This window comes from Vreelandella sp. L-25 (assembly GCF_056857535.1).
Genome location: NZ_JBSXNH010000078.1, coordinates 26,499 through 47,109, shown reverse-complemented (window position 1 = coordinate 47,109; position 20,611 = coordinate 26,499). Strand labels below are relative to the sequence as shown.

The window sequence follows — 20,611 nt, the reverse complement described above, 5'->3', positions numbered from 1 at the left end:
AACGGGCCGTCAGCACCGATCAGCACGGTGGGTTTTGGCAATAACGGGCTTGCGAAAGCCAACTTGCACGGGGCGAATGATCAAAAAGTGCTCGCTGGCGGTGATAGGGAAAGTGTCGGCGCCGGCTTCACGGATTCAGGTTCATTTTATTCATAAACAATGGAATGGAGTTCTCACCACCCTATAGCGCGTCGCTCCCACAGGTGGGAGAGAGCATTACTTACCAGAATCCAAATCGAACTCTCGGCTTATTGGTTTTACGATACATTTCTTACTGCTTTGTTCGCAACACTAACCAGTCAACCAATGCAGGCAGTATGGCTTCCCAATCTTCAGCACCCACGGGCTCAAACGGCTGATGATACGCGCGCACTGATACTGCCAGCCGCTTTAGGGGCGTATCTCGTCCGTCAACAGCGTCACCGCTGACGCTTTTACGCGCTAAGGGCTTATCGGGCGAAGATTGTTTCTTGGACATGGCGGCGTTACTCGCAGCTAATACTGGTTGTCTTTACATCATGGCAGGAGACGATAGGCTATCAATGCATGCAACGTATGACACCAACGTCGCACAGTTAGATCCTGGACAACTACTCAAGCGATGCCTTGGTGACGCTCCTTCTGAGCTCAGCTTTCAAGGTTTTCTGCTAGCACACTTTTATCCGCCACCAAACTGTATGGCGAGTTACTGCCTGAACATTTCGTCGGGGTTGCTAGCAAACAGTATATCGCGTGACCAGACTTCCAGTTGGCCATAAGCATCAGCATTTGAACTGATGCTCGATAGCACCGTCGTAAGGGATATGAGAGAAGGGTTGGCTTTCGCCGACAAGCTATTACTCTCCGTTCTTGCAGGATAGAGTCTTCGCGGAGCACTTTATGGTCTACGAAAATGCAGTTGTGAAAGTCGAAGAAGGCATTGGCGCTCTGCTTTGCAACAGCTGCGGCATTGTCATTGCTAAGGATATTAAACACGAAGACAGGGAGCACTACTGTACAATGTGTATGAGCGGAAATTGCAAAGCAAAATTCAAGAAAGAAAAGTAACAAAATTGAGGTCTGAGGCTTATCAACGCCGGCGATGAATGGAAAATGTTGCGCAACGACATCAAGTCCAAAAGCCTTCAGATCGTCGCCCTAGGCCTCACCACCCAGCATGCAACCCACGTCAGGAGACGACTTCACATCTCGAATGTTGAATGCGGTCAACCGTATGATGCTGGATATGATGGCTGTCAACGCCCGCAAGGATTACGAGCAGCGCCGCCAACGTCAAGCCCAGGGGATGTTGAAGGCTCAACAAGAAGGTCGCTAAGAAGGTCAGCCTGATAAACGGCACCTGATAACAGAGCACCTGGCGGCAGGCTTTTCGTTGCGCAAGACAGCAAAGCATCCCCAAGTCAGCATTTACATCGTTTACAATGCCAAGAAACACGGCATATAGCACCTCTCTCGCGTTCTAACATAGATGCCCAAAACCCGCACAACTATCTATTAGCAGATTAGGTACCTTCTCTTACAGCTATGTTCACCACGGGCAGGCGATGCCTGGGCATTACTCTTTGATTACCCGACTCCGCGCGAAACCACTCGATGGGAAGAGCTGTCGTTTGTACGCTAATCACGCGCAATTGAGCCATAGTTGCTAAATCAGAAAATAGCACTAAAACCTGTGCTTATTTGACCTTTCGAGCATATGTAGTAGCTGATAAATTATTTTTACATACATATAGTATCAAGCAAGAAAGAGGCGGTAGTACATCTCACTACAAAACATTAATTTTTATTAGCATAAAACCTAAACCTTCCGATCCTAAAGTATTGAGGAACAACATGCCCAAAGAACAAAAGAAAGCGCATTTTCAGTACCCTGAAAACCTTATTGTGAAAGTCGTTTCGTTAGAAGACGCTATAAAACTTCAATATAGTAACGGCGTCGAATGCACACCAGAAAACCTAGCAAACACTGAAATAAAAGATTTCACTTACCACTTACAAAGCATTTTAAATCAGTACATCGAAGATTTATCGGCTGACATCGAAGGCCGCGTTGAAAATAAATTTTTTATAGAAACAGATGGAGAGCATAAGAACAAATATATCGGCATGCTTTTTTTAAGCAGCCAGCCTCACCAAGAAAACCTAACCCATAAACTCTCCTTAATTGCTTACGAAATAACGCACTCCGTCATCACGCAAAAAGATATTTTAAGCATTGTCCATACAGATAAAAAGCCTTCAGGAGACAAAGAGTTTATTAAAGAACACTCTGAAAAATTCATTAACAAAAAAAATGCACGATCTATTAAGCATCCGTTTACCGTATCACCTGAAATAGATAACAAAAAACAACCAAAAGTGGAACTCCTAGTTAGCGGTCAGTATTGTGCGCCAACGTTTGAAACGTCTAAACCAATTCCCATTAAAGGTTATGCGATTCCGGCGGGGTATGATGAACACAGCAATACAATTTCTCTTTATAATATCGATTCAACTAATAAAGTTTCAAGCACACCTTTTACGCTCTCCTCCAATCATGCTGACCACATCATGACATTAGCTTCTGCAAAAGTTAATAAAGACATTTTATACTACACCGGCGAGCGTTTTGAAAACCCTAAAGGCCCTACTAAACAAAAGTCATATGTATTGTCTAATCTTTCTATTGCGAGCGATGACAATCCGTACGAAAACTTTCAGCTGCAATCTAGCTAACGCCAAACTACCTTTTATTCATATACAAATAAGTGGCAGTCACTATGTAAGCGACTGCCAACTCATACCGATTTCTAACAATATCGCGTTCATTTTTACCTAGTAGCAGCCCGGCATACTGCTGATACTTCATCTTTCTACCGCCCTTTACAACTTCAAACATATCTAGCTGAACACCCGTATCACTTATCTCTTTCAACCCATACGAGTGCAGCATTCGCTTTACGTCATCGCTGCAGTTTTTTCCAACAATGACGTAGTTGGATGAAGACACTTTAAACGCTTTGACAGTAAGAGCGATAACTGCCACGTGCCTCGTTTCACTCATCAGTAGATGCCGGTGCCGTCCAACCTGACAAGCTAACTCACTGAGCTCTAGTGCCCCATTAATCGTTAAGGTTTCGCCGTCAATTTTTTTAGCATGCTCGAGCAAGCGATCCCATGCAGCGTCGCTGATACTGCGCAGCAGTCCTAAGGGGTATTCTTGCGATGTTATCCATTGGTCTTTTCCCCGAATTTTGAAGCGCATATTGCTTTCAGCGTCCTTAATAACACCTTCAAGGATAGCAGCATGTACCGGCGACAATCCCAACGCCTCACTCGCTCGTCGCACATTCTGCCGTAGCGCGCCTAATCGCAACGCTTTCATCAATAAACGCGGTGTTGGTTCGTTAAACAAAGAAAGCTCTTGAGGTAGCGCAGAAGCCGGCGTGTAACGTTTAAAATCCTGCGGCTTGATTGCTTCTTTGAGAATGCTACCATTTGTCCCTTTAACAGGTGTCAGCGCATCCGCCCATTCTAGAATTAAATGATTATAGTTAAGCAGCCCAGTCGATGGCTGGCGGTGCCCCATTAAGCGCGCCAGCCCCATCATCACGCGACGCGAACAGTAATGTTGCTGCCCCATCACCATCTGACGAATGTTAGCGCTATCTATATCTATATGCTGGGTTATTTTGGTGGCGACAGGCGTGTTTAGCTGTAGCAGAGAGGCTGCCGCTATATTGTAAAACGCATGACGGGCGTGATGTAGTGATAGTGTTGGGCTGCCACTCACGTGACGCAACGCATCTATCTCAGCAGCGCTGATTGCTGATGCACTAAGCGCTACTTCGACTTTACCATCGCGTATCTCACCTAGCAGCGGTAGGGACGCCTCACCCCCCAGTAGCGCATCATGACGATTAAGCACAGCGTTAAGCATACGTTGCTCTGTCGCCTCGAGAGAAAACAAAAGCGGCACAGCACGTCGAGAGGCCTCACTTTTTAATGTTCGATAACGATTGTTCCTAATCAAAACCCAGCAGTAGCCATGAGATTCACACCAATCTCGCCTGAGCAACCCTCTCGCTTCATCCAGCCGCAAACCAAAGCGATACGCGCATAGCAATACAAACTGAAGTAAACACGCAATATCGGGGTCTCGTTGCGATGCTTCTATCCGCTTCAGTGTCTCAAGGTATTCTCCTTCTGAGAGCGTTTCAGCACGCACGTGTCGTCCTTGCTCTGCAACGGGTAGCTCATCCCAATCCGGTTCTTCAACGCCGAGAGAGGCGGCTACGCGGTGAAAAGAGCGTAGACGATGGCTAAAATAGCTCATATCGCTCAAATGGGTTTCTTGATAATCAATCAGACCTGCATAAAAGGCGGTGATTTCTTCACTACCGATCGCCATCAGGTCGACACCGTACGCAAGCTCCTCAAAAAGCTTACGCAACGCGCCCCAGTAACGATGAATACTACTGCTTTCGAACGGCTTAAAGCGCCTGCTCACTCGCCCCTTACCACTCCGGATAACCGTCGCGATCCAGATGACCAACAGCATGATGGCACTACTTACTTTACCGTTTCGCTGGGTTACTAGTTGCTCCAGTGATTTTGCCGTTATTTTAGCCTGCGCCTTGGTGTAGCCATCCAAGATTTGCTTCACCTCTTTAAAAAGAAGTACCGCCTGTTGCTGCAGCTCATGTTTATCGCCATTAGCTCGTAATAGCGCTGGCAACGCTGTCGAGAGCTCCAGATCCTCAGTGTTGACTGCTGAAGGTGGGAACATCAGCGATTTGCCGTACACCATACGAATGTGCGCTTGCATAGGGAGGCTGGTGGCCACTATCCGCCCTGCTAACGCGCCAGCCACTACGCCCGGTAATCTCAGAAGATTGGCTTGATCGACAATAGCGGCCGCCTGCCCAAGTATCTGCTGGATCGTTATACACTCTTGACTCTCACAGCACTGGATCAACGCCTCAGGCAAAGGCGGCGCCTGTTTTGGGATCGTCCAAGGATCGTCGAGCGCTTTGGTAGATGTTAGGCGTTGCCCGTAAGTCAGTAGTGATGCCACATGATATGACACTGTGTGCCGCTGTACGGGGGCTTGCCAGCTGGTGCTATCTAACTGTTCGCTATACTCCAAGTAATAGGTTTTACGGTGATATAACAGCCGAATGTTGTCTCCTTGGCACACATCCTTCAGCAGGCGCATATAACAAATACGTTTTTCAATACACAAAAGTAACGCACCGAGCGCTAATGCCTGGCGTTTAGAACAGTGGGTTCGGGTGGCGTATGGACGCATAGTCGATGCCCAATGCGTCAATTGAGTCATTAATGCAGCGTAAGCGGGTGCGTGCTCATGAATCAGCGTTTTTTCCGGCAACATCGAAATGTAACGGCGCTGAAACGCATGGCGATGCGGTGACTCATGCCGCTCTAGCAAGCGTGTCAGCACACTAAACCGTAAGGCTGCAGAGGGGTAAGGCGTTTTTCCCTGCTGAAGCAACATTTGCCGACCCAGTTGATTGATCTCATCAGCGGACAGCGTGTCCATATCACGCCCTTTTAGAAACAACTCAATATCGTTAAGCGCTGCTCTGATAGCGTTTCGTGTTGCCAATCGACGATTTTTTTCGCGTAGCCGCTGCCCAAATGCCCGGGGAGATGTCGCTGAATCACGCAAGCTGCTCCCGGCAGCTACTGGCAAGGAGGCAGGTGGTGCTAGCAAATCAAACGATAGTCGCTCAAAGAGTTCGTTGACCTCTTTGCGATAGGCTGTCCAATCGTCCATCCAGCAGCGGGCCGAGGTGTCGCCATAGGTGGCGACACTTTTTTCCGCATGCCCCAGCCAACCATCCACAACTTCGTTATCGACGCCTAATAAGGGTAATTGCTGTGCTAGTCGGTGACGGAAAAGATTGGGGGGTAGTGGCCAGTCGAATAAGGTGGCACCTGGTAGATCAGTCGCTGACATAGAGTGCCAATTGAGCGACTCATCGATTAAAAAGAACAGGGGCTGTTCAGCCTTCGCAGGCAATTCTAATAGCGTGTTAATTTGCGATGATATTGCAGGATGGGTGCTCAACAAATGCTCGGCGAGACGTTGGAGGTACGAGAGGTAAGCCTCGACAAACTTAATCGCCTTATCGGCCAATGGCACCATACGACCATTCCGCACACCGCTGCCTTCCGCTTTATCATTTATAAACACAGCTGGGAGGTCGTGATTAAAAAACCGTGGGCTTTCAAAAGGGTCTTTAAGGTACCGACTCCCCGTTGCCGCATAGAGGGCCATGACGCAGTAGCTGGTCCACTGATTATGTAGACGCACCATATCATTGCCTTCTAACGTTTCTTTGAGCTGCTGAGTCGCTTCGCTAATCGCCCTATTGAGCTGAGCTTCAAGCGGTACCAACAAGCTGCCTTGATTCGTCGATTGTAACGTTTCGGCGCCCTGGAACTGATAAGGTAAAGCAAGACCTTGCTCAATCGCCTCGATATCCCAGCTGGCATAGCTACATGCACCAGGTAACGCGCTATTGGGGTGAGCGGTTAGCATCCTCGCGAAATGGTGATTGCCTGAGGCATCAAAAACAGATTGGCCCCATACCTCGGAAAGCTTACCGCTGGTAACGCGTGGGCATGCGATGCGCATGCGTTCATTAAACCACACCTCAATTTTTTGGGCTGGCGATACGCTTTGCCACAACTCAGCCAGTGAGGCTTGGGTGGACAATGGTTGACTACTGATTACAAGCGTCTCTCTTACTTCAGGGATTAGTCCAACACACTGCTTTTCGTGAACAGCTGCCACGTAAGGTTGCGCGGCGATATCGGGTTTCCATGCATTACGTCGACGCGGTGACAAGCGAACCATCTGCTTAAGGTTTGATGCTAAAGACCACTCCCCTTGGGCCTCGTCTCCAATGCCCATTGCAAGCACTTGGCTGAGAGACCGCGAAAAACGTATCGCGAGCCACACTAACGCTCCGCCTAATCGCTCTCGCTGATCAGTATGCTTGAGCTGCTGCGCAACCCACTGTTCAATTAGCAAACGCTCAGGTGGTAAAAGCTTGGAATAGCTCCACGGTAGATAATGGGACGTTTCCACTTGTTGTTGATAAAAGCTACGCCCTGTCAGTTCTTGTTGAGCCTGAGTATCTGTTGCATCAACCGGCAGTAAGTAAATCGCCTCATCAGCCTCTTCATCTAACAACCCCGCCGGGCTAGGACATACTTCTATGAACTGTTCAGATGACTCATCAAGACTTATTAACGGTGTCGGCTCAGAAATGGGTGCAGATAACTCAGCATGCACAAAAGGCTGCGGAGGGAAATCGCGCTGAGTGGTGAAAGCTTTTGTATCACCACTGGCAATCTCGATGATGGCATTGATGAATGCGGTGCCACTTTTACCAAATGTATGGCTTTGCTTGTACTGCTCAGCAGCCAAAGACAACGCGTCAGTAAAACGTTCAAATGTCCAAGCATCAGGTGTCAGGTAACGTCGGGCACGGCGCAAGACATCATCGACGAGTTGCCACTGCGCTTGATAGCGGTCTGCAATCAAAAAGCGTGCTGCGGTACTGATATTTCGATCCGCTAAGCAATGCTCAGTCACTACCCGATTCGCCGCCTGCGCGATCAACCACAAGCGTAGCGCACGCCTTAACACGTATTCAGATGATTGCTCCGCCCCAGGCAGCGGGTAAGTAATTAACGTTATAAGAAACGTTTGCTCTTTAAGGCTGCCTTTATATGTTTGTTTCGTTTTTGTAGCGTCTCCTGCATGAGGAAATGCAGGATACTGAAGGTTGATCAAGGGATCTTGACGAATGGCTTTCGCCAGATCATCTAGCGAGGCAAGGGTGGGATTTTGCCGCCATCGAGCCAGAATGTCTTTTGATTCAGGATGGTGAAATTCATTAACCAGGTTGCCAATCGCGACGACCTGGTGATCCAATCCAAGCGTCCAAAAAGCCAGTTCCAGAGCATCACTGAGATCATGCTGGGCAGCCCATTGGCATATATCGCGATAGGGGTGGCCAAAGCGCGCTATTTGCTTACCAGTGCTTATATCGTCTCTTTTGACCGCGAACGTATGCTCTACCATTACGACTTATTCATTCTTATATAGACAGTTACTATATATCTAAAAAACATATAAATAATAGTGATAGCCACCAATATCTCTTGATACCAAGCACGAGTAGCCAAAGTAGTTGCGCACCAGAGCTGTCAACCTGCCATTTTGGATTACTCATATAACTAAAGATGGTGTCGCCACCAGCCAAACAAATTCTGCCTTGCTAAACCTCGTGAACAGGTGTGGCATGCCCAGACAACATTTAACGTTACATGCACGACAGACCAGGGGTTGCCTGAGTGGCGTGGTTCACAAGTGGTGGCAAAAAATTTTTAGGGCACCAACTAGCGGTGCGCCCAAATATCTTTGGCCACTTTGAGGGAAACAGTTGCTTAACTCTAAGTAGGTATCGTGGGCAAAAGGCAACTATCACTGCTCACTGGTAATTGACGAGTTTGATGTCACAATCGTCCAAAGTGAGCGTGGGCCCAACAGACGTTCCAGCACCCAAGCGCTAGGCAGACTCAGAAGGTAGCCATCGGAATAACCTATCCCATGCAAAGCCTATTTTGGGATAGGGTTTACCACCCATGAATCAGCAGGGGCCCAGTTTCCGATAGAGAAGTTATCTTGCACGCTGAAGTGGCGCGATAACGATTTCCCAAAGCATTTCTGCTGCCCCTTCCTGAGATAGCTTCTGATGTTGACGCCCTTGGAAAGCCATTCCCATGCTCGTTAGGTAAAGGGCTTGGTCGTCTGCTTGCACCGAAAGAGCCTCGTTAAAGGAGTTACTGCTGAAAGAGTCACCACCCTGACTGTAATAGATCCCTGCTCCCATTTGCCCTCCAACATACACTGTCGCCGTCGCGACGCTCTCTCCATCTTTATAGATGGTCGCAAAAAAACGATTAGCATCGATTCGACGAAATACACCTTCGTAACCTGGGTTCCGTGCTTGGAGCTCATTCAGAGAGTTTTCGAAAAAGCGCGCAATGTATTCAAATGTGTCGATTTGGAACCGGTCTTTGTCCAGCTGAGTAAAGGTCTTAGCGACTCGAAGGTTACTCGAACGCGGGCCGGCAACTACAGACTGCTGGGTATGCATCAAAGCCCCAACATCCACGCGTTCGGCGCTTGATTGAGTGCTTCGCCACCTTTCAGCCGCTTTGCGAACCTCCTTCGCGACCTGTAACAATGCTTCGTCTCTATCCGGCCAGAGAGTGACCGGCTTTCCATCCTGGGGGGTGCCAAGCAGCTTTCCAAATGGGGCGTGGTGCCAATCGCATGCTCGCAAAATCACTGGAATGACGATTGCCTCCTTAGCGTTGTGGCGTTCCATGGCACGCGCCATCTCTATGTTGTAGCAATAGTCGGAAGCAATGAAATCAGGACTCACTAACAGCAAAATTATCTCATCGCTGTTGATATGTTGATCAATGGCTGCGTCGATTTCCTGACCAGCACCAATTCTTCGATCGTGCCAGCTGTCGATAACACCTTGACGCTTGAGCATCGCTAGCTGCTTTTCTAGCTGATCTCTCAGCACCTCGTCAGCGTGACAGTATGAGAAAAAAACGTTTGGCAAAATGAGTACTCCAAGCCTATAAGACCTGCCTGAACTTACGACTTTTTCAGCTCTTAAAGAAAAATATATTTAGCATTTCGGCAAGAGGTTATCCGTCCTATCTATGGCATGCACACAACGGCGCAAAGCAGCCAGTGATAATAAACGACCTGTTTGCACTGTGAGACCCGGTTAGCGTTCATGATGGGAGCATTTGCGTTGATGCAGCATGTGACGCATAGCACATCCAATATGGTTATACCGCTCTACTTTTAAATTGAAATTTTGTTCGAATCAGGCATATCCGAGCAGATTGTTTATTTCATCATTTCAATTGCTGGCTGACGTCCAATAGGATGTCCTTCTACTGCGATCGCGTTCCTTCTGCCGGAAGCGCTTCACATAGTCGGCGGATGCCATCTCGTCCACCCTTAGCTCCAGTGCGCAGTTAATCAAGGAGGCCATGGTATTGTCCGTGATCTTCAAGTCACTGGGCAGCCGCCCAAACACCTGAGCACTGCTTTCTTCGATGGCAGCGAGGAAAGCCCTGAGAAAATCACCTTTTGACGATCTAGAACTCTCCGTGGCCGCCTTGGTTAGCGGATCAGTAGCTTCAATATCTGCGTCGCTAGCATCCTGGACTAGTTCGTCCATGAAGTCGCTTAGTGATGGCCAATATTTTAGGTCATATTGATAGTGTAAGCGGCTAAGCTTATCCCCAATCTCCATTCCAAACAAAGGGTTGTGTTCAGAGGCTTCTTCGATTACTTCGCAGACATGATAATGGGTATTGCTGGCGAAGCCGGAATGATTATGGAGCACGCTGCGCTCATCCAGCAGCATCGAGAGTTCCATAGCCTTGTCCGCAATCTGCCGATTGACCTCAATGAGACGATATCGACTAGCACGGGCGGCCTTCATGTCTTCCGGTTTCCAAAATGCGGCTGTACTCAAAAGCTTGGCGAGAAATTCCTGCAGTGCATGAGGGTGATGGCCGAGCTTACGGTGCAGCTCCAGATAGGCGCTTTCCAGCTCGTGGCCTCTGTTCAACAGTCTATCAATCACTCTGTTCTCACTCGGCAAACAGTGATGCTCCAAATTGTATTGTTTACTCTTTCGCAGAATGTCTTCGCAAACGGCTAGGGGAGAGGCTGGCGGCTTGAGGTGGGTCATGTGCTTATCTCCGTGAAGTTTGAAAGATAGCTTACCGGCCTTCTCTCAGGCTGTCGGTACCCGAAACCGTTTATTTCTAGTGAGCTTTAGGTACCTGTTGCCACAAGCATATCTAATTTTAGTAAGCACTCTCAAGGCGTACAAAATATGGCAGGCTTGAGGCCACTGAGGCCTCCCAGTAACCGCGAAGGTTTGAAACGATTTAAGAAAGGGCTAGCGGGATAAAATTTATTTAGGGAGCGGAAATAGCCCTTTTCCTCCCCTGGGCTTGGGGTATCACATTGGTATAGAAGCATGCTATTGCTGGGGTAACCGCTTATGACCTTTTCTGGGATGGGGCGCAGGTGATGTGTTGATTACACAGTCGTAATAACAATGGATGAATTAAAAACCGATCCACAGGGGGCGCTACATCAGTGTATCTAGCAAAACTGAAAATAACGAACTTCAGAAAATTGCAATCTGTTGACCTAGAGTTTCAGCCCGGGCTGAACGTCCTGGTCGGCTCTAATAACATTGGCAAGACCGCCATTGTTGATGCATTGCGCGCGCTACTTGCAGGATACGACGAGCCATACCCGCGCTTTAACAACGACGATATGCATCGACCAAAGGGGGGCGATCCGGCAGGGGACATCCAGTTTAAGTACGTCTTCCAGGATTTGGACGTAGACGACGAAGCCGACTTTCTGGCAGCACTGAAGCCGGACGAAGATGGCAGGTTTGAAGCTCACATTAACATCCGTTATTCAGAAGCTGACAAGATTGGCAGGCTGCGAGTAAGGCGTTGGTGTGGAGACCATGAAGAGATAGGCCTGACCGCGGATATGATCGAGAACCTTCGCGGTGTCTACCTGCCACCTCTTAGAGATGCTTCACAGGGTCTCAAGCCCAATCGCCATAGCAAGCTGGCTCGACTATTTCAGCTCCTTGCCGATGATGAAGGTCGTGATGGTATTAATGAAGCACTTAAACTGCTCGATGAAGAGCTAAGGGGCCACGATCCGATTATTACCGCTCACTCGGCCATCACAAGTCGGCATGACACGATGCTAGGGTCTCAGCTAGCCCAAGTGTTGGATTTGGGATTGAGCGGAAGCGATTTTCAGAAGCTGGCATCACGCCTGTCGTTAGTAGTGGACGACTTCGAAATTGAACAGAACGGCCTTGGATTTAACAATCTGATTTACATGGCGGTGGTTCTCTGTGAGCTGGCCAGGAACGCTGACGCGAGTTACCGAGGCCTGATCATTGAGGAGCCTGAGGCACACTTGCATCCGCAGTTGCAGGCGGTGTTGCTAGATTACCTGGAATCGATTCAAGATGGGGAGGGTGAGAAGCCCGTTCAGTTGTTTGTTTCTAGCCATTCCCCCAACTTCGCCAGCATTGCTAATCTCGACAGCCTCACATGTCTGGTCGAAACAGCCACTGGCGTGGAGACTTTCTTCCCACGCACCATCCAATTCGAAAGGGGAAAAAGAGAAAAGCTCGAACGCTACCTTGATGTGACCCGCGCTGAACTGTTTTTTGCCCGTCGTATCATCTTCGTTGAAGGCGCGGCCGAATTGATGCTGGTCAATGTGCTCGCGGAAATGTGTGGCTATAACCTGCGCAAGCACGGCGTCAGCCTGATCAGTGTCGAAGGACTCAATTTTGACTCTTTTTTGCCTCTGTTTGGCGAGGAGGCCCTGAAAATTCCAGTATCCGTGATCACCGACGCGGATCCAGTAAGTGAAGCGGATGAAACCGGAGAAACGGTGGCCGTTTATCCCACGTTCGACGAGGAAATTAGGGTTTCAAACAATACCGCCAGGATGAAGAAAAACGAGGATTCCCTCGTTAAGGTTTTCTGCGGTCTCAAAACTCTCGAATATGATCTGGCGTTGGTTGACGTTAATCGCACCGCAATGCTGGCGGCACTTAGAAATATGCACCCGAGAATCGCGCAAGACCTCCAGACTAAGGTCGAAGAGGAAGAAGGCGATGCAGCCAAAGCACGGACTATATTCAGCGGCATGTTTGAGCGCAAACAAAATAATGTGCAGAAGGGGCGCTTTGGCCAGTCACTTGCGCAAGTTATTGCCGAAGGCAACGCTTTTGTAGTGCCAGAGTATATCCAGAATGCGATTTCTCATGCCTGTCAAACAGCGGAGGCCAAGTAGTGAATCACCCTTCCGAAGAGCAGACGCAGGTTATAGATGCCTCAGTAGAGCCCTTGTCAGTAATTGCCTGTGCTGGCAGCGGCAAGACATTCACTGCCGTGCGACGTCTGGCCAATATTCGTCAAAAACTTGGTAATCATCGTGGACGTGTGGCACTCCTGTCCTTCTCCAATGTCGCTGTAGATACTTTCCGAAAGGAATATCAAGATCTGGGGCTCAGCAGCAACGTCAACAACCGCGTGGACATAGATACGCTGGATACTTTCATCACCAGCAACGTGTTGCGCCCTCATGCCTATCGGACGATGGGTGCGCAACAGACGGCTTTCCTTGTGACCGGTGGAGAAGCATTTCTGAAAGGATTCACATTTCGAACGGATCTTTACCCGCGCGCTATCAATGAAATGCAGGTCGGTATTGACGCTGGAGGTGTCTACTTCTGCTACTCGGATATTAAAAGTGAAATGCACAGGCTCAATACTGCCCAAGCTGCAGACGTGGTGCATCGCCTTGGGCGGATCGGTGCCTACACACACAACCTCGGGCGTTACTGGTGCTATCGCACGTTAGCAGATCAACCTGGGATTCTGCGTGCTCTGGTTCGCCGTTATCCGCACATCCTGATTGACGAGGCTCAGGATATCGGAACGGTTCATCAGGTCATCATCGAGCAGCTAGTGAGTGCTGGTTGCCAGGTCTCGCTGATAGGAGATCCAAATCAGGGTATTTATGAATTTGCCAGTGCTGATGGGGCGTTCTTGTCAAAGTACGGGCAACGTGACGGCGTAAATAGCCTCGAATTGAAGAGAAACTTCCGGTCCGTGCCACCAATCCTTGATCTGGCCAACCATCTGGCCGGACGAACCGATGCCGCAGATAGGGAAGCGCCTGATACAGTCCATGGTACCTTCTTTGTAGCTTACGGTAAGAATGACAGAGAGCAACTCATTGTTTCGTTTCAGAGAGCAGTGGAGGCCGCTGGCCTTAGGCTGGAGCGTTCGGCGGTACTCTGCCGCGGACGCAAACAGGCAGATAAACTGGCTGGCAACAAAGGGGCCCCGGGCTGGGGCATCGTCAAACGGTTTACACAGGCTGCAATTCTGCGCGAGCGTTTTAAAGACTATCAAGGTGCATTCAGGCTGGTGGCTATCGGTATCGTCAACCTACTCGTTGATGCTCCAAATGGGATGTTGGCTAAGCTCACATCCCAACGTGAGGATCAGGCGTTACGTCGGCTCATCTGGGCTTTTACTCGTAATCCTGATATGGGACTGCCCGGTGTATCGCTCAATGGAAAAGCGCAGTGGCACCCCCTATTACTTAATAGAGTCAATACTTTACTGGCTCAAATTAATAAAGATTGTGGTCTGACGAGCGTCGATAAGCTTGGTAGCAAGCTCACTACAAGAGATTTGCCTGATGGACCGTTACTATCTACCGCTGACCTGAATGGGAATAATTACCGACCCCGCATTCGCGTTGACACAGTTCATCAGGCGAAGGGAGAAAGCCTGGATGCAGTGCTGTATTTGACAAACAAGGAACATGCCGAAGGCTTAATGAACGGCGTGGATACAGAGATCGGGCGTATTGGCTATGTTGCGGTTACCCGCGCCCGGAACTTGTTTTGGCTTGGTGTGCCAGCCAGTGCGTTAGTTGATTTACGGCCAGGATTACTCGATCTTGGCTTTCAGGAAACTGAGGCATAAGGTCATCTACGTTCGACCTATCTCAACAGCTTGACTGTGCCCTGTGATTGGCCCGAAGGTCACTTCCTTTCAAGGAATTCCACCTACTTCTGTGCCAAATATAAATTCCCTCATGTGTTCTTAAGTGACACTACCTCCACGAATGCAACCTATAAAAAACCCTTTTTAATGATGGTTTTAGAACATTAGATGCAATTTTAGGACATATAATATGTCCCTATTCCATCAGTCTCATAACCGTCATCGGTTCAAATCCGGTCCCCGCTACCAATATTTTGAAAGGCAGATCAGTTACTTACTGATCTGCCTTTTTTGTTTTTGTTTGTCTGCAAACTTCCTGTGACACATCTGTGACGTATATGTGACACATTCGCTCCGTTGCTTGCGTCAGTAATTTATTCTTACGACCTTCAGTCAACGGCTGGCAGTATTAATCATCTCTAATTTCCTCATGATTTTTTTGAATTTCTAGCAGATCGCCCACCTCACAATTGAAAAGCTTGCATAGCTTATCCAGTGCATCCAGCTCGATTCGCTGAGCAGTTTCTTTATAAAGAAGCGTAACAGTATTGCGGTTAAGCCCTGTTTCACGCGCAACATCCACAATCTTCATTTTGTGCTCACCCATCAAGCGCGCGAGATGACAACGAACCATCAAAACCTCCTGAAAATGCTTTTTTTGCTATCCTGAATGTCAAAAAACGATTGCGAATGGTTTTTTGCTGTCTAAAATGTCATCCAGGATCGCATTCTGATATTTGAGATGCCTTTTAGTCACGCAGAATACCACTCCTTTTGGAGGTTTTCGATGGAATCATCTTATACCTATCTCACGACCGAAGAGCTTGCCCAGCGCATCAAGTACGACTGCCGTACTATCCGACAGCAGCTAAAAGACAGCGTCCTTATCGAGGGCACCCACTACATCAAGCCATTTGGACGACGGAAAATTTTGTTCTTGTGGGAAGCCGTTGGAAAAGAAATACTTAAAGCCGCTCATGGCACTATTTCCATTCCGATGGCAAATGGAGGCTATAGCCATGGGTAAGGTTTCCTATAGGAACTGCACTACCTAGCCACCTGTTGCATTCATAAACCTCACTATTTGAACCTCACCATCCGTGGTGAAGTGATGACGCTCAGGTTTTTTCTTCATGGCCGCCACAATGCTCGCTTTAAGCCGCTGGGTATCACCCGGATAACGCCGCATTACAGCGCGTAAATCTACCGAGTGCTCATTGCCCAAGCAAAGGAGTAGTCGCCCTTCTGCCGTCACCCGAACACGATTACAGGCACCACAGAAATTATGGCTATGGGGAGAGATGAAGCCAATGCGCGACTGGCTGTCTACCATGCGGTAATAACGGGATGGCCCTAGGGTAGTCTCGGTGGTGGGCAGGAGTTGATAATGGTTTTCTATGGTCTCGCGTACCGCATCAGTGGAAAGAAAGGTTTCACCACGATTATGTTCGCTGATAGCGCCCAGCGGCATCTCCTCGATAAAGCTGATATCGGCTTGCTCATTCCGGGCAAAGTTTACCAAGTCGAGAATTTCGTCGTCATTGCGCCCCTTGAGCAGTACGGCGTTGAGCTTAATCGACTGAAAGCCAGCGCGGCGCGCTGCACGGATACCCGCGACCACCTGATCAAGATCCCCCGTTCGGGTTAATGCTTTAAAGCGTTCGGGCTTGAGCGAGTCGAGGCTAATATTGAGCCGATGTAGCCCGCCTTGCCGCAAAGCATCGGCATGCTTGACCAAGCCTGAGCCGTTGGTGGTCATCGCCAGCTCGCGCAGACCTTCCAATGCACCGAGTTTTTGCACTAGCGTGAGTACGCCCTGGCGTACCAGCGGCTCCCCGCCGGTTAGGCGGATTTTCTCTACGCCCAGCTCGACAAACGCCTGCGAAAGCGCGGCTATCTCTTCAAGGGTCAGCAGCTGGGCGCGTGGCAGAAAGGTCATTTCCTCAGCCATGCAGTACACACAGCGAAAATCACAACGATCAGTCACCGATATACGCAGGTAACGCACCGTGCGGCCAAACCCATCTACTAGTGCACTCATTCTACGGGCTCCTCTTGGGTACTGGCATTAACGGGCAGCCGGGCAATGAGTCCTTTTACCTCTGCGGTAACCTCGGTAATTGTTTGCTCATCATAAAACTGACCCCGTCGCTTGCGCAGGCCGTTTTCATATAGCTTTACGTGCTCTGTGGGTATCACATCCGCTTTGGCGAGACAGTGGCTGGCGCAGTGCATCTGGCACCCGTCAATGGCTACGATAGGGCGCCCGGAGCGGGCAATGCGCACCAGACCGGGCACACCACCGCCCACACCGGCAATGCAGGACATTTCTGCCTCTCCTGCATGGTCAAGACGCAGGGCAACGCTATTGGCAAGTTGCGCCACATCAGAGCAGCCGGAGCAGGCATAAATCAGTGTGCGGGGTTTGTGATGTGAAGACATACCCTCTCCTATAAAAAGAAAACAGCATCAGCAGCCACAGTGAGTATAAAAATTCAAGCGGCGAACTGATTAATGGGGTAGTAGTGGTAGGTGCTCCCTTCTGCTACGTCTGTTTCGGGATTGATCATTAAATAGCCATCGGCTTGGCTAGCCGCGCTGAGCATATGCGAGCCCTGTCCACCCGCTAACTGCGCCACCGGCAACTCTCTTGCCCAGTCCAGCACCACCCTTAACAGCTCACAACGCCCCCTGGGGCCGCGCTGAGAAAAGCCTGCCATAACGGGATAACTCTGCAACGCAGCGACACTTCTACCTTGCATGGCATGGATAAACGGCAGCGCCAGCAGTTGCCAGCCCACAAGGGACGCCACGGGGTTACCCGGCAGCGCCATTAACGGGGTGGAAGAGGAAGACTCCGCGCCTAGATAACCGAAAGCAAAGGGCTTCCCTGGCTTCATCGCGACACCATGAAAATGTAGTCCACCGCGCTGCTCGATCACCGGACGAACATGATCCTCTTCGCCTACCGAAACGCCCCCAGTGCACATCACCACATCTGCAACGGTTTGTGCGTGTTCAAAGGCCTGATGCAATGACGCCGGCGAATCAGCGATGACGCCCAAATCCAGCACGTCGCACTGAGCTTGCGCTAGCAGTACGCTAAGCATGGCGCGATTGCTGTCGTACACCTGCCCCGGAGACCGCGACATGCCAGGGGCAATCAGTTCATCTCCGGTTGAGAGCAGTGCCACCCGCAGGCGCCGTTTGACGGTCACGGCATTGATTCCATGGCTTGCCAACAACGCAATCGACGCGGCATCAAGAAACTTACCCGCGGCGAGTAGCGGGGTTCCCATGCGGGTCTCCTCGCCTTGACGGCGAATATTAGCGCCTACCACCACGTTACCCTCAAGGTGTATATGCCCGTGCTGATCAAGGGTGACCCGCTCTTGAGGCACCACAATATCTGCCCCCACGGGCACCGGCGCGCCGGTAAAAATACGCGCGCAGCCTCCTTTCGGTAGTAGCATGACGCCTGCGCCCGCCGGTACGCGTTGAAGAATGGGTAAGCCTGCGCCGGGAGGTGCCGCTTGGTAATCAGCCAGGCACAGCGCGTAACCATCCATAGCGCTATTATCCACACCCGGCATATCGAGAGGTGCGACCAGCGTTTCTGCCAGCACTCGCCCCGCCGATTGTTCTAGGGTGATGTTTTCTACTGCATTAATGGGCGTGGCGGCGTCGATAAGCCGTTGGCGTGCATCAAACAGATCTAACAAGCCGGGCGTGACTATTTCTGCGCAGTGACAGTTCATAAACGCACCCCATCATTGGCAGAGGTCGTTGTGTGACGCCCGTTACACAGGGTCGCTGAAGGCAGGACCATGGCGGCGAAGTTGCAGGGCCGAGTGCGGGCGTCCAGCTGCAAAGCGATAATTCTGTCCCACGCCAACGCACACGCTTTGGGCGAGCCGGGCATCGCGAATATCATCGTTCGGTTGGCCACCCCCGCGACGGCGCGAGACTGGATCGTCGCTGTGCCAATGGTCTTCAGGGAGTAGTGGCGGAACAGCTCGCCATACCCCTCAATCGCTTTGTCGAACAGCGGTATCAACGCCTCGGGAGTGGTATCCCGGGCAGTAAAACCGGTGCCACCATTAACCAGGATCGCGTGGATATCTGTTCGTGCAATCCATCCCGAGACCACGGCGCGAACCTGGTAGATATCATCAGGTACGATGCGTCTCTCTACCAGAATATGGCCGCTTTCGTTCAGATGCTTAACCAGCAGGTCACCGCTGCCATCCTCGTCGAAGCCACGCGTATCGGAAACCGTTAGTACTGCGATGCCAAGCGGGGTGAAAAGAGCATTTACAGGAACATGGGACATCAAGCCTCTCCTATTAGCTTTCCTACTGCATCAAGCTGCCGCCAGCATCGTCATCCAGAACAATCCCCTCGACGCCTATTTCGCTCTCTAACGCCAGCAAATAGTGGCGCAACGCACGTCGCGTCGCCTGCTCCCGGAGGCTGTGGCGCACTCGGTCGGCCACCTGATCGAAAGGTAACGCCCGCCCTTCACGCCGTTCGTCAATGATTACTACATGCCAGCCATAGCGAGACGCCAAGGGGCGCTCGTGAAGGCCTTCGGGCAGGTGCTGCAAAGCGCGATCCAGCTCAGGAACGGTCTGGCCTGACACTAGCCAGCCCAAATCACCATCCATCTCTTTTGAAGGGCACGCGGAGTGGTATTGCGCAAATTCGGCAAACCGCTCGGGTATGGAATTAAGTTCTTTAAGCAGTTTTTCGCCAAGCTGGTACGCGTCATCGCGGCCCTGGGAGTCATCTGGCGCCGCTGCTAGCAGAATATGCCTTACACGTAGCTGGGTCGGCTCGCTGAAGCGCTCACGGTGGGTATCAAAAAAGCGTTGGCAATCGGCTTCTCCCGGCTCGGGCACCTCAAGTTCCTGCTCAAGCAAGGCAGCAATCGCCGCATCCTCCTGCGCTTCGCTGGCTTCCTGTGTCGATAGTAGACCCAGGACGTTAGCTCGCTGGCGCAGCAGCTCTCTAACCACTAAGGCACGAGCCGCCTGAAGCTGGGCCTCCCCCGCCGTTTCGGCGGGGTGATACTGCATCTCTAACGCAATCGTTGCTTCATCGATACTAGCGTCGCCGACGCGCACCGGAGGCGGGGCGACACCCCCTGGTAGTTGTTCGATATCAATCATCTGCATGTTATTTCTCCTCTAGGCCTGGGCAAGCACAGCAAGTGTTTAGGCGCGACGGCGGACAAGCTGATAGCGCCGGGTCACATAGCCAAACGGTACGCTCCACACATGCACCAAGCGCGAGAAGGGGAACAGCAGGATGATGGTCAGACCGATAAAGATATGCAGTTTGTAGATCCATGACACTTCCTGCATATAGTCCGCTGCGCCGCCGCTAAAGAAGACGATGGATTGCGCCCAGCTGGAGAGTGTCAACATCATCTCGCCGTCCATATGGCCTAGCGAGAAAATGATGGTCACCATGCCAAGACATGCCTGTAAGACGATCAAACCCAGGATCAAGGTATCCATCATGCTCGACGACGCCTTTACGCGAGGATTGACCACTCGCCGATAGAGCAACATGGCGCCGCCCACCACGCACATGGCACCGGCGATACCGCCGACCACGATGGCAATCAGCTGTTTGGTACCGGCATGCAGGAAAGGCGCATAGACCCAGTGTGGCGTGAGCATGCCCACCAAATGACCGAAGAAGATGACGATAATCCCGATATGGAACAGGTTGCTGGCCAGTCGCATGTTTTTTGAGGACAGCATTTGGCTGGAGCCGGTCTTCCAGGTGAACTGGCCTTGGTCGTAACGCATGAGACTGCCGACCAAGAACACCGTACCGGCCAGGTAGGGGTAATAGCCGTAGATAAGATGTTGCAGATATTCTATGAACATGGCGTTTC

The 20,611-nt window shown here is 50.5% G+C and carries 16 protein-coding genes; 6 read left to right on the top strand and 10 right to left on the bottom strand.

The features are described from left to right. Window positions 1-879 precede the first annotated feature (879 nt). The 3 genes from AC13CN_RS13045 to AC13CN_RS13035 all read left to right on the top strand — a co-directional run bounded on the left by AC13CN_RS13045 (window position 880) and on the right by AC13CN_RS13035 (window position 2,715). Window positions 880-1,047, top strand: coding sequence for a hypothetical protein (locus AC13CN_RS13045; protein WP_483053201.1), 168 nt, complete (start codon window positions 880-882; stop codon window positions 1,045-1,047). Between the two features lie 109 nt (window positions 1,048-1,156). Continuing rightward, window positions 1,157-1,315, top strand: coding sequence for a hypothetical protein (locus tag AC13CN_RS13040; RefSeq protein ID WP_483053200.1), 159 nt, complete (start codon window positions 1,157-1,159; stop codon window positions 1,313-1,315). A gap of 518 nt (window positions 1,316-1,833) precedes the next feature. Beyond that, window positions 1,834-2,715, top strand: coding sequence for a hypothetical protein (locus AC13CN_RS13035; RefSeq protein ID WP_483053199.1), 882 nt, complete (start codon window positions 1,834-1,836; stop codon window positions 2,713-2,715). A gap of 7 nt (window positions 2,716-2,722) precedes the next feature. Here the strand turns inward: AC13CN_RS13035 and AC13CN_RS13030 are convergent, their stop codons facing one another. The 3 genes from AC13CN_RS13030 to AC13CN_RS13020 all read right to left on the bottom strand — a co-directional run bounded on the left by AC13CN_RS13030 (window position 2,723) and on the right by AC13CN_RS13020 (window position 10,811). Then, window positions 2,723-8,101, bottom strand: coding sequence for a hypothetical protein (locus AC13CN_RS13030; protein ID WP_483053198.1), 5,379 nt, complete (start codon window positions 8,099-8,101; stop codon window positions 2,723-2,725). Between the two features lie 598 nt (window positions 8,102-8,699). Next, entirely contained in the window at window positions 8,700-9,659 is a 960-nt protein-coding gene (locus AC13CN_RS13025) for a toll/interleukin-1 receptor domain-containing protein (protein ID WP_022520322.1), read from the bottom strand. A 309-nt stretch (window positions 9,660-9,968) separates the two neighbouring features. Beyond that, entirely contained in the window at window positions 9,969-10,811 is an 843-nt protein-coding gene (locus AC13CN_RS13020) for a hypothetical protein (protein ID WP_483053197.1), read from the bottom strand. A gap of 416 nt (window positions 10,812-11,227) precedes the next feature. Between AC13CN_RS13020 and AC13CN_RS13015 the strand changes: the two genes are divergently transcribed. Then, on the top strand, window positions 11,228-12,973 hold the full coding sequence (locus AC13CN_RS13015) for an ATP-dependent nuclease (protein WP_483053196.1): 1,746 nt from the start codon (window positions 11,228-11,230) through the stop codon (window positions 12,971-12,973). Further along, window positions 12,973-14,682, top strand: coding sequence for a UvrD-helicase domain-containing protein (locus AC13CN_RS13010; RefSeq protein ID WP_483053195.1), 1,710 nt, complete (start codon window positions 12,973-12,975; stop codon window positions 14,680-14,682). The genes AC13CN_RS13015 and AC13CN_RS13010 overlap by 1 nt, the downstream gene beginning before the upstream one ends. A 430-nt stretch (window positions 14,683-15,112) precedes the next feature. Here the strand turns inward: AC13CN_RS13010 and AC13CN_RS13005 are convergent, their stop codons facing one another. Beyond that, window positions 15,113-15,337: a helix-turn-helix domain-containing protein gene (locus AC13CN_RS13005; RefSeq protein ID WP_062375251.1), complete on the bottom strand. Its 225-nt coding sequence runs from the start codon at window positions 15,335-15,337 to the stop codon at window positions 15,113-15,115. A gap of 153 nt (window positions 15,338-15,490) precedes the next feature. Between AC13CN_RS13005 and AC13CN_RS13000 the strand changes: the two genes are divergently transcribed. Continuing rightward, complete coding sequence (locus AC13CN_RS13000; protein WP_062375253.1) at window positions 15,491-15,730, top strand: hypothetical protein; 240 nt, start codon at window positions 15,491-15,493, stop codon at window positions 15,728-15,730. Window positions 15,731-15,754: 24 nt separating this feature from the next. Here AC13CN_RS13000 and moaA read toward each other — a convergent pair whose 3' ends face one another. Genes moaA through narI form a run of 6 tightly spaced genes read right to left on the bottom strand, consistent with a single transcriptional unit; the run spans window position 15,755 to window position 20,603 of the window. Further along, window positions 15,755-16,744: a GTP 3',8-cyclase MoaA gene (gene moaA, locus AC13CN_RS12995; RefSeq protein WP_062375254.1), complete on the bottom strand. Its 990-nt coding sequence runs from the start codon at window positions 16,742-16,744 to the stop codon at window positions 15,755-15,757. After that, entirely contained in the window at window positions 16,741-17,145 is a 405-nt protein-coding gene (locus tag AC13CN_RS12990; RefSeq protein ID WP_062362481.1) for a putative zinc-binding protein, read from the bottom strand. Before AC13CN_RS12990 ends, moaA begins: the two co-directional genes overlap by 4 nt. Before the next feature lie 53 nt (window positions 17,146-17,198). After that, window positions 17,199-18,461 (bottom strand): molybdopterin molybdotransferase MoeA, encoded by a 1,263-nt coding sequence (locus AC13CN_RS12985; protein WP_062362484.1) that lies wholly within the window; start codon window positions 18,459-18,461, stop codon window positions 17,199-17,201. Next, entirely contained in the window at window positions 18,458-19,036 is a 579-nt protein-coding gene (gene moaB / locus AC13CN_RS12980; protein ID WP_062375258.1) for a molybdenum cofactor biosynthesis protein B, read from the bottom strand. Before moaB ends, AC13CN_RS12985 begins: the two co-directional genes overlap by 4 nt. 22 nt (window positions 19,037-19,058) lie before the next feature. Beyond that, window positions 19,059-19,880: a peptidylprolyl isomerase gene (locus AC13CN_RS12975; RefSeq protein WP_062362490.1), complete on the bottom strand. Its 822-nt coding sequence runs from the start codon at window positions 19,878-19,880 to the stop codon at window positions 19,059-19,061. Window positions 19,881-19,919: 39 nt separating this feature from the next. After that, a complete protein-coding gene (gene narI / locus AC13CN_RS12970; RefSeq protein ID WP_062362493.1) occupies window positions 19,920-20,603 on the bottom strand; it encodes a respiratory nitrate reductase subunit gamma in 684 nt (227 codons plus the stop codon). Window positions 20,604-20,611: the final 8 nt, after the last annotated feature.